Annotated in this window: 5 protein-coding genes; 1 reads left to right on the top strand and 4 read right to left on the bottom strand. The window is 68.0% G+C overall.

Translation table 11 applies throughout. The features are described from left to right. From ACE3N6_RS09560 to ACE3N6_RS09550, 3 genes are all read right to left on the bottom strand, one after another. On the bottom strand, nucleotides 1-1,543 hold a 1,543-nt coding region (locus ACE3N6_RS09560), incomplete at its 3' end, for a DUF4347 domain-containing protein (protein WP_374245138.1). A gap of 29 nt (nucleotides 1,544-1,572) precedes the next feature. Beyond that, entirely contained in the window at nucleotides 1,573-2,379 is an 807-nt protein-coding gene (locus tag ACE3N6_RS09555) for an efflux RND transporter periplasmic adaptor subunit (RefSeq protein ID WP_374245137.1), read from the bottom strand. Nucleotides 2,380-2,390: 11 nt separating this feature from the next. Continuing rightward, nucleotides 2,391-4,184, bottom strand: coding sequence for a TolC family protein (locus ACE3N6_RS09550; RefSeq protein WP_374245135.1), 1,794 nt, complete (start codon nucleotides 4,182-4,184; stop codon nucleotides 2,391-2,393). 290 nt (nucleotides 4,185-4,474) lie between these two features. On the opposite strand from ACE3N6_RS09550, the gene ACE3N6_RS09545 reads away from it, so the two are divergent. After that, complete coding sequence (locus ACE3N6_RS09545) at nucleotides 4,475-5,272, top strand: response regulator (protein WP_374245133.1); 798 nt, start codon at nucleotides 4,475-4,477, stop codon at nucleotides 5,270-5,272. 482 nt (nucleotides 5,273-5,754) lie between these two features. On the opposite strand, the gene mfd is transcribed toward ACE3N6_RS09545, so the two are convergent. Then, nucleotides 5,755-9,201: a transcription-repair coupling factor gene (mfd, locus tag ACE3N6_RS09540; protein ID WP_374245131.1), complete on the bottom strand. Its 3,447-nt coding sequence runs from the start codon at nucleotides 9,199-9,201 to the stop codon at nucleotides 5,755-5,757. Between the last annotated feature and the right edge of the window lie 45 nt (nucleotides 9,202-9,246).

The raw sequence follows: 9,246 nt of genomic DNA, 5'->3' as shown, positions 1-9,246 counted from the left end.
CGGAGAAGTCGTAGGTGCCGGAGACGAACACGAAGCGGTAGGTGCCGCTGGTGCCGATGGTGGCGCTGGCGGTGGCCCAGTTGGTGGAGGCGGCGGTGCTGGTGCCGGTGGCGTCGAGCACGGTGGTGGTGGCGCCGGTGGCGGTGTTGAGGATGTAGCCGAAGACGTCGAAGGCGTCGGCGCCGGCGTAGGCGCGCCAGTCGAAGTAGATCTTGTCGCCGGCGCTGGCAGAGAAGGTGTCGCTGTACACCGCCGGGCCGTGGACCACATCCCAGCCGGATGCGGTGGTGATGCCGGTGCTGAGCAGGCTCAGGGAGCGGCTGCCTTCGGTGTATTGGCTGGTGCTGACGGTGGTGCTGTAGCTGCCCGCGGTGGAGGGGTAGGGGTCGTCGTTGCCGGCGTTGGCAGGGTAGGTGCCGTCGTTGGGCGAGGTGAAGCCGGCGATGCTGGTGGTGCCCAGGTTGATGACCTGGTTCATGGCCGTCCAGCCGGTGAGGGTGCCGGACTCGAAACCGGAGTTGGTGAAGGTGGAGACGAAATTGATCTTCAGCGCCTTGCCGGCGGTGCCATCTTCGGTGGCGTCGATGGTGCCGATGATGTCGCGACCGCTGCCGTTGCCCAGGTACACCGAGCTGCCGGCGTACGAGATGGCGCCGGCGGCGTTCACGTTGGCGGCGTTGGTGAGGGTGAGGATGTCGGTTGTCTGGCCGTTGGTGAGGCTGAAGCGGATGTACTTGCCGTCGTAGGAGCTGCCGCCGGTGATGGAGATGTTGCTGTCCACGACGACCGCGCCGCTGCCTTCGACGTAGGTGGTGTCGTCCACCGAGGTGACGCTGGGCACGCCCAGCAGGAAGGGGTCGATCGAGTCGGCGTAGGCGAGGGCGGGCGCGTCGATGGTGCCGGTGGTGTATTCGAGGGTCCAGTCGCCGCCTTCCTGGGTGGCGCCGGTGGCGTCGGTGGAGGCGGCCACGTCGGCCTGGGTGATGCGAGCGATCTCGTCCACCAGGGCCTTGCCGTCGCTGCCGGCGCCGATGTCGCAGCCGTAGATGAGGATGTCGCCGGTGGCGGCGAGGCTGCTGCCGATGGCGGCCAGGGCGTCGGTGTGGGCGGCGACGGTGTTCCGGTTGATGTGGAGGTCGCCGAGGGTGATGTCGCCCTGGCTGCCGTGGGACAGGATGTGGATGGACTGGAGGTCGCTGCGGCCGGCCACGGCGTCCTGGATCTGCTGGAGGGCGTTGCTGCCCGGCGCGAGCACGATGACCTGGGCGCCGGTGGCGACGTTGCCGGCGAGCACCCGGGCGTTGGGCAGCTGCCCGTCCACGAAGACGATGCTCGTTGCGGGGGGCGTGCCGCCGCTGGCCGCCGGGTCGACGGAGGCGTCGACGGTGGGGTCGGCGGCGACGGGGTCGGCGGTGGCGTAGGCGACGGCTTCGGCACCGGCGGCGCCATCGAAGACGAGTCGCTGTTCGAGGGCCAGGGGGGCCGGGCCCTGACGGTTGAGGCGGCGCTTGCGGGTGGAGCTGCGGGTCGGGTTCGAGGGCATCGTGAGCCTCCTGCTAATTCTGATGGGCGTTATTTCGGCGAGGCGGGCGTGGAGGCAGGCGGTGCTAGCTGCACCCGCCCGCTCATGCCGGCGATCAGATCGGGGAAGTGGCCGTCGATGACGGCGATGGTCTTGACGGACTGGCTGACCGGGTCGACCTTGGCGCCAAGTCGGATGACCTTGGCCGGGTAGGTGCCGCCGGTCTCGTCGATCTTGACCTGGAAGCGGTAGCCGTCCTTCAGCCACGCCATCCAGCGCGACGGGACGATGAATTCCAGTTCGAGGGCGCTGTCGTCGATGATTTCCAGGATGCCCTGGCCGGGCTGGGCGAACTGCTGCTCGCGCACCTTCTGCTCGGAGACGCGACCCCCGAAGGGGGCGGCGATCTGGCACTTGGAGAGGGTGGCGTTCATCAGCGACACGTCGGCGCGGGCCTTGGCGACTTCCGACTGGGAGGTTTCCAGTTCCAGCTTGCCCACCGAGTTGAGTTCGGCCAGCCGGGTGTTGGCGGCGTAGGTCTTCTCGGCGGCGGTGAGGGTGGCTTTGGCCTTGTTGAGCTGGGCGGCCTGCAGCGAGCAGTCGAGGACGATCAGCACCTGGCCGGCCTTGAAGCGCTCACCTTCGCGCACGGCGACGCGATTGACCTTGGCGCCCACTTCGGCGGCAAGGGTGGTGAAGCGCCGGGGCGAGAGCTGGGCGCGGATTTCCTGGCGATCCAGCGCAGGGGCGGCCGCGGCCCCCGGCGGAGGCGGCGGCGGGTTGCCCCGCGGCGGAACCTGGGCCGAGGCGCCCAGGGCGGTGGCGCCCAGGGCGATGGCAAGCATGGAACGGAGCATGGCGGACCTCGTCAGGGGGCGGTCGTGGGGGCGATGGCGGCGAGGGCGGCGCGCTTCACCTGCCCCATCGAGCGCTCGTGGAGGTCGGCGATGGAGAGCGTCGCGGCGCCGGTCCGGGTCTGGCCCAGGGGCTGGGCGGCGGTCACGTTCGACCAAGCGTAGCCGCTGGCGGCCAGCGGGGCGGTGGCGGGCGAGGGGCCATCGGCGGCCTTGCCGGCATCGGCCGCGGGGGCGCGCTCGCTGTCGCCGCCGGTGTCGGCCTGGGGGGCTGCGGGTGCCTTCAGGGCTTCACCGCGGTTCCACTGGTCCATGGCGTTCTCCACGCTGCGGCGCAGGTCGGCCAGGGAGGTGTCGTTCAGGCTGGCGATCTCGGGTTCGAGGCCCAGGGTGGACTGGATGCGGCTGCTGGCGGCGTAGAGCTGGCTGAGGGCCTGGTAGCGGCGCAGCAGGCTGACGATGGCGGAGGTGTTGCTGAAGATCAGGTCGAGGCGGCCCTTGGTGGCGGCGTCCTCGCGGCTCTTGCTGTGCTCGAAGATGCGCTGGTCGACGGTGTAGATCGAGTCGGCGCGGTCGAGCAGCCTGTAGGCGTTCTCGTACTGCTGGCGGGCCAGGTGCACCTGGGCCAGCACGGCCATCTGGGTGGCCATGCGGCGGTGCTCGGCGAGCTTCTCGGCCGACTCGTTGTACTTCATCGCGGTCGGGGCGGAGAGCAGGGTGAACAGGTTCCAGCTGATCTGGGCGCCGGCTTCCTGCCAGGAGTTGTGGATGAGGTAGCTGTTGGTGTCGTGCTTCAGGCTGTAGTTGAAGGAGATGCCGGGGAACATGCGCAGCATCGACTTCTTGGTTTCGGCCACGGCGATGCGCACGTTGTAGAACTGCTCGCGCAGGTCGGCGTTGCGGGCGATGGCGATGTCTTCCATCTGCTCGATGGGCAGCGGCAGGGCGGCGGGCTTGAGTTCGGTGGCGCTGGGGTTGGCGAGCTGGAACTGGGTGCCCGGCGGCAGGTTGATGAGCGCGGCCAGCTCGATCTTGGCGGCGGCGAGTTCCTGCTGGATGCTCTCGAGGATGCGCAGGTTTTCAAGCACGGTGCGCTGGTAGCGCAGGGCTTCGAGGGGGTCGCGGATGCGCTCCTGCTCGATCTTGCGGGAGTCGGCGAGGGCAGATTCGGCAAGCTTGATGGTTTCGCGCAGATCCTTCTCGATCTTCTCGGCGCTGGCGGCGCGCCAGTAGGCGGTGCGTACTTCCTGGATCAGGTTGTGCATGGCCTTGCGGCGGCGCTCGGCGGCGATCAGCACGCGGTCGGCGTTCTGCTTGGAGTTGTAGTAGCTGACGCCGAAGTCGAGCACGTTCCAGGACAGGGCCAGATCGGTGAGGGTGTGGGAGCGGTCGGACGAGATGTAGGGGTTGGCGAGCGAGGGCAGGCCGGTGACCGAATCCTTGCTGTTGGTGACGAGGTCCTTGTCGCGCCACTGGTAGCCGGCGGAGGCCACCAGCTTGGGCAGCATGTCGAAGCGGCCTAGGTCGAGCTGGCCGATGGCCAGGGCCTCTTCCATCATCCGGCTGCGGTGGTCGAGGTTGTACTTGATGGCGCGGGCGATGGCGTCGGCGAGCGTGAGCTGGCCGGCGAGGGGCTCCACGTCGGCGGTGGCGGCCTTGCGGTCGTTGGCCGCGATCTGCTTCTGGTCGTCCGCCGAGAACGGCGTGGGCAAGGTGGAGCAGCCTGCGAGCAGCGCCGCCAACAGGACGCTGCATGCGCCAACCAGACGGCCGCCGGGTACAGCGCGGGTGCGATTCAACTTGTTCATGATTCCCCCTCAGTGCGAAAAAAGGATGGCGTTGGCACGGTGATTGTTTGGTTCGTCGTCACGGCCAGCCTGCGGATCGGGGGGCATCGGCTACTTCTGTACTCCCCCGGGGTGCCGCGTGGCCGGACTGCCCCCGAACTCGGGAATACTTAACGGCGAGCTGTCGCCGTTCTTTATCGGAAAACGGTATTATTTTTTTTGTCGATTTTGTTGATTTTGAGGGTGGGCTCAAGCCGGCCGGATTTTGCTCGTAATCCTTCTGTTACCCATATTGAGAACAGGTGGTTGCGATGTCGACAGGCAGGCTCGGACAGCTTCAGGCGCTGCTCGTGGAGCCGTCCCCGATGCAGGCGAAGATCATCCGCAAGTGCTGCGACGAGATCGGCCTGACCCGGATGGAGGTGGTGGGAAGCATGGCGGAGGCGCTGGCGGCCGTTCGCCAGGCGCGGCCGGACGTGGTGCTGTCGGCGCTTTATCTGCCGGACGGGTCGGGCACCCGGCTGGTGGAGGCGCTGCGGGCCGAGCCCCTGTGGGCGTCGGTGGGCTTCATCCTGATCTCCAGCGAGACCAGCCCCAGAGCGCTGGACGCGGTACGCCAGACCGGCGTGTGCGGCATCCTGCCCAAACCGTTCAGTGCCAACCAGCTGGCGCTGGCGCTCAACGCCACGGTGGATTACCTGACCCCCAACTACAGCTTCGACAACGCCTTCGACCTGGAGGCGGTGCGGGTGCTGCTGGTGGACGACAGCCCCAACGCGCGCAGATTCATGCGCCGGGTGCTGGAGAACCTGGGCATCCGCCACATCGTGGAGGCCGGCGATGGCAAGGAGGGCGCGGCGGTCCTGGCGGAGACGCTGGTCGATCTGATCGTCACCGACTACAACATGCCCGAGATGGACGGCCGCGAATTTGTGGAGTTCGTGCGCAACCGGAGCTGGCAGCGCACCGTGCCGATCCTGATGGTGACCAGCGAATCCAACGAGGGCCGGCTGGCGGCGGTGGAAGAGGCGGGTGTGTCCGGCATCTGCGACAAGCCCTTCGAGCCGGCGGTGGTGCGGAGCCTGCTGGGGCGGATGCTGGGGGGCTGAGACGGCGCAGCCCTGGATGGCCTGATCGTTGGTACTGGCCGCGGCCAGGGACGGTCAATGATCGCCTCAAACACAAAATTTCCGATACTCCCCGTCCGCCCCGTTGAGCGCGCCGCAAGATGATTTTTTCCCAGGAAAAAAGCCTCGGCTGGCGCCACGGAATCCTCGGGAGGCGCCGCAAAACCATTCCGATGCGCCGCAAATGCATTTTGTGGCGCCACGCACAAGAAACCGGGCGCCACGCCAAAATTTTGTGGCGCCACAAAATGCCTTGGCGGCACCCTGAAATGATTTTATGGCGCCTCCCGACACTTTTTTCCTGGGAAAAAATGATTCCGGCCGGGTGTTCCTCTCCTCCTCGTCCGACTGCTTTCCGGCGTCTATCAGGTGGCCGCAGCGCGTGGTGACGGGGGTCGGGAGATCATCGCCGGCGCCTTGGCGGTGCTGGCCGCAATCCGCGAGCGCCGGCTGATGCCTCGGGCTCAGGCCTTTACGGCCTCCAGCAGCTCCCGCACGGCGGCCACCCGCTGCTTGAGTTCCGGCGTCGAGACCTTGCGGATGAGCTTGTCGGGGCCCGACATTTTGATCGACTTGTCCTTCTGGATCAGCATGATGACCTTCACCGGGTCGATCGGCGCGTGCTGGCCGAACTGGATGCTGATCTGGCTCTCGGACGCGTCCATCTTGGCCACGCCGAAGGGCTTCACCAGCATGCGCAGGCGGTGGGTTTCGAGCAGGGTGCGGGTCTGCGGCGGCAGTTCGCCGAAGCGGTCGATGAGTTCTTCCTGCAGCGCTTGCAGGTCGTCCTCGGATTCGCAGTTGGCGAGGCGCTTGTAGAGCGTGAGGCGCTCCTGCACGTCGCTGCAGTAGTCGTTGGGGAGCAGCGCCGGGGCGTGGAGGTTGATCTCGGAGACAACCTCCAGCGGCTGGCTGAGGTCCGGCTCCTTGCCCTGCTGCAGGTCGCGCACGGCGCGCTTGAGCATCTCGGTGTAGAGGCTGACGCCGACCTGCTGGATCTCGCCGGATTGATTCTCGCCCAGCACCTCGCCGGCGCCGCGGATCTCCAGATCCTGCATCGCCAGATAGAAGCCGGAGCCCAGCTCCTCCATCATCGTGATGGCCTCCAGACGTTTCTGCGCCTGGGCGGTGGGCTTGGCGTGGGCGTCGGTGAGCAGGTAGGCGTAGGCCTGGTGGTGCGACCGGCCGACGCGGCCGCGCAGCTGGTGAAGCTGGGCGAGGCCGAAGCGATCTGCGCGGTTGATGATGATGGTGTTGGCGGTGGGGATGTTGATGCCGGTCTCGATGATGGTGGTGCACAGCAGCAGGTTGGCCTTCTGCGTGGTGAAGTCGCGCATCACGCGTTCGAGTTCGCGCTCCGGCAGCTGGCCGTGGCCGATGACGATGCGGGCCTCGGGCAGCAGCTCCTCCAGCGCTTCACGGACGTTCTCGATGGTCTCGACCTCGTTGTGCAGGAAGTACACCTGCCCGCCGCGCTTGAACTCCCGGATCACCGCCTCGCGGATGATGCCCTTGCTGTAGCGCTGGACGAAGGTCTTGATGGCCAGGCGCTTTTGCGGCGCGGTGGCGATCACCGAGAACTCCCGCAGGCCTTCCAGCGCCAGCCCCAGGGTACGGGGGATCGGCGTGGCGGTGAGGGTGAGGATGTCCACCTCGCTGCGCAGGGCTTTCAGCGCCTCTTTCTGGCGCACGCCGAAACGGTGCTCCTCGTCGATGATGACGAGGCCCAGGCGCTTGAAGGTGACGTCCTTCTGAAGCAGCCGGTGGGTGCCGATGAGGATGTCCACCTTGCCTTCGCCCAGCTGCTTGATGGCCTCGGCCTGCTCCTTGGCGCTCTTGAAGCGGGACAGCTCGGCCACCTTGATCGGCCAGTCGGCGAAGCGGTCGGCGAAGGTCTGGTAGTGCTGCTCGGCCAGCAGCGTGGTGGGGCACAGCACGACCACCTGCTTGCCGTCGGCCACCGCGATGAAGGCGGCGCGCAGGGCCACCTCGGTCTTGCCGAAGCCCACGTCGCCACACACCAGGCGGTCCATCGGCCGGCCGGATTTCATGTCGGCCACCACGGCCTCGATGGCGGCGAGCTGGTCGGGGGTTTCCTCGAAGCCGAAGCCGTCGGCGAAGGCCTCGAGATCATGCTGCTTGAAGTCGAACTGGTGGCCCTTGCGGGCGGCGCGCTGGGCGTACAGCGCCAGCAGCTCGGCGGCGGTGTCGCGCACCTGCTGGGCGGCCTTCTTCTTGGCCTTCTCCCACTGGCCGGAGCCCAGGGTGTGCAGGTGCACGGCCTCCGGGTCGGCGCCGGCGTAGCGGGTGATTACGTGCAGCTGCGACACCGGCACGTAGAGCTTGTCGCCGTTGGCGTATTCGAGGTGCAGGAACTCGGTCTGGCCTTCGCCCAGATCCATGTGCACCAGGCCCATGTAGCGGCCGATGCCGTGGCTGGAGTGCACCACCGGGTCGCCGGGCTTGAGTTCGGACAGATCCCGCAGCCAGCCTTCCATCGTGGCGGCCTTGCGGCTGTCGCGGCGGGAGCGGGTGCGGGCGGTGGCGGCGTAGAGTTCGGATTCGGTGACGACGGCGATGCCCGATTCGGGCAGCACGAAGCCGGCGGCGAGCGGGCCCGTGCCCAGGGCGAGCCGCGCGTCGCCGCCCAGGAAGGCGTCGAAATCGGCGGTGGGCGCGGGCCTCAGGCCGTACTCGGCGAAGTATTCGGCGATGGTCTGCTGGCGGCCGGCAGATTCGGCCAGCACCAGCACCCGGCCCTCGAAGCCCGCGCAGAAGGCTTTGAAGCGGTGGAGCGGGTCGCTGGCCTTGCGCTCGACGGAGATGTCGGCCAGCGGCACCGATGGCCCGTCGCCGGCGCCGGCCGGCAGGGCGAGGCGGGGACGCTCCTTGAGGGCGACGAAGAAGGCTTCCTCGGACAGGAAGAGCTGATCCGGCGCCATGATCGGCCGGGTCTTGTCGCCGCCCAGCAGCTGGTGGCGGCTGCGGGCGTCCTTCCAGAAGGCTTCGATGGCGCCGGGCACGTCCCGGTGGAGCAGGATGCGGCTGTGGGCGGGCAGGTAGTCGAAGAGGGTGGCGGTCTCGTCGAAGAACAGCGGCAGGTAGTACTCGATGCCCGCGGGGGCGATGCCGTTGGAGACGTCCTTGTAAACGGCGCAGCGGGACGGGTCGCCCTCGAAGGTCTCGCGGAAGCGGCCGCGGAAGCGGGTGCGGCCGGTCTCGTCCATCGGGAACTCCCGCGCGGGCAGCAGGCGCACTTCCTTCACCGGGTAGACGGTGCGCTGGGTGTCCGGGTCGAAAGTCTTGATGCTCTCGATCTCGTCGTCGAAGAGGTCGATCCGGTAGGGCAGGGCGGCGCCCATCGGGAACAGATCCACCAGCCCGCCGCGCACGCTGAACTCGCCCGGCGACACGACCTGGGTGACGTGGGCGTAGCCGCCGACGGTCATCTGGTTGCGCAGGCCGTCCACGTCGAGCCGTTCGCCTTGCTTGAGGAAGAAGGTGTAGGCCGCCAGGAAGGCCGGCGGCGCGAGCCGGTAGAGGGCGGTGGAGGCGGGCATCAGGGCCACGTCGGCCTCGCCGCGGGTGATGGCGTAGAGGGTGGACAGGCGCTCGGAGATCAGGTCCTGGTGGGGCGAGAAGCTGTCGTAGGGCAGGGTTTCCCAGTCGGGCAGCAGGTGGGTGCGCAGATCGGGCGCAAGCCAGGCGATCTCGTCCGACAGGCGCTGGGCGTCCAGCGGGTTGGCGGTGACCACCACCAGCATCCGGCCACCGCCGGCCAGGCGGGCGATGGCGAGGGCGTCGCTGGAGCCGGCCAGGGCGGGCAGGTCGAGGCGCTGGCCGGGGGTGAGCGGGTTGAGGGCGTCGAGGGACGGGAGCAGGCGGGCAAGCGGTCGGGAGGAGGCGGTCATGCGGAGGGTGCTGCGGGAAGACAAACCAGGCGGCGGATTATACGG

The organism is Zoogloea sp. (genome assembly GCF_041904905.1).
Taxonomy (GTDB): Bacteria; Pseudomonadota; Gammaproteobacteria; order Burkholderiales; family Rhodocyclaceae; genus Zoogloea.
Note: the sequence above shows the minus strand (reverse complement) of the source record. Positions and strands in the feature narration are given on the sequence as shown.